The 1,061-nt window shown below is 78.1% G+C and carries 1 protein-coding gene; it reads left to right on the top strand.

All coding sequences use genetic code 11. From position 1 onward, the window contains the following. On the top strand, nucleotides 1–1,041 hold a 1,041-nt coding region (locus tag HUX53_RS36795), incomplete at its 5' end, for an AAA family ATPase (RefSeq protein WP_176407893.1). Nucleotides 1,042–1,061 lie beyond the last annotated feature (20 nt).

Below are 1,061 nucleotides of genomic sequence, written 5' to 3'. Positions count from 1 at the left end.
CCCGCCGCCTGGCCCTGGGCCGAACTCCTCCGCGAGCTGGCGGCGGCCGCCCCGCCCGCCGCCGACCTGGCCGGACGCCTCGCCCCGCTGCTGGACGACTCCGCCACCGGGACCGGCGACGCCGACGTCAGCACCGGGCGGTTCCGGCTCCACCTGGCCGTCGGCGACTACCTCACCGGCATCGCGGAGACGGCGCCGCTCCTGCTCGTCCTGGACGACCTGCACTGGGCCGACGAGGAGACGCTCGCCCTGCTGGCCCGGCTCGCCGGGCGGCTGCGGGACCGTCCCGTCCTGCTGCTGGCCACGTTCCGGCGGACCGAGGTGCCGGACGGCCTCGCCGCCGCGCTGGCCGCCCTCGCCCGGCACGAGCCCGCGCGGATCGACCTCGGCGGGCTGTCCGCGCCCGAGGTCGCCGCCCTCGTCCGCGGCACCGGCGTCACCGGCTTCGGTGACGCGGAGCTGGCCGTCATCGCCGAGCGGACGGGCGGCAACCCGTTCTTCACCCGGGAGACCGCCCGGCTGCTGGACGCCGAGGGGCTGCCCGCCGCCACCCGGCGGGTCCCCGCCGGTGTCGGGGACGTGCTGCGCCGCCGCATCGCGCGCCTGCCGGGACCGGTCCAGACCGTCCTGCGGGACGCCGCCGTCATCGGCCGGGACGCCGACCTGCGCGTCCTGGCCGACCTGGCCGGGGACGAGGACACGGTGATCGACGCCGTGGAGGCGGGCATGGCGGTCAACCTCGTCACCGAACCCGCGCCCGGCCGGGTGCGGTTCGCGCACGCCCTCGTCCGCGACACCCTCTACACGGGCCTGTCGCGGGCGCGCCGCACCCGCGTGCACGGCCGCGTCGCCGCCGCGCTCGAACGGCACGCGCCGGGGGAGGCCGCCGCGATCGCGCACCACTACCTCGAAGCGGGCACGGACCCGGCCAAGGCGGGCCGGTGCCCGCGGTGCGCCGGCGCGGCGGCCGGAGCCCTGCGCCGTATAAACCGCTCCGGGCCCAGCAGACGGCGCCCTACGTCGGTGTGCCGACTCTGCTGACACACAAAAAAACGCCCTCA

It is taken from the genome of Actinomadura sp. BRA 177 (assembly GCF_013372625.1).
In the GTDB taxonomy this organism is placed as follows: Bacteria; Actinomycetota; Actinomycetes; order Streptosporangiales; family Streptosporangiaceae; genus Spirillospora.
The sequence above is the reverse complement of the archived record's forward strand: the minus strand, read 5'-3'. Positions and strand labels throughout refer to the sequence as shown.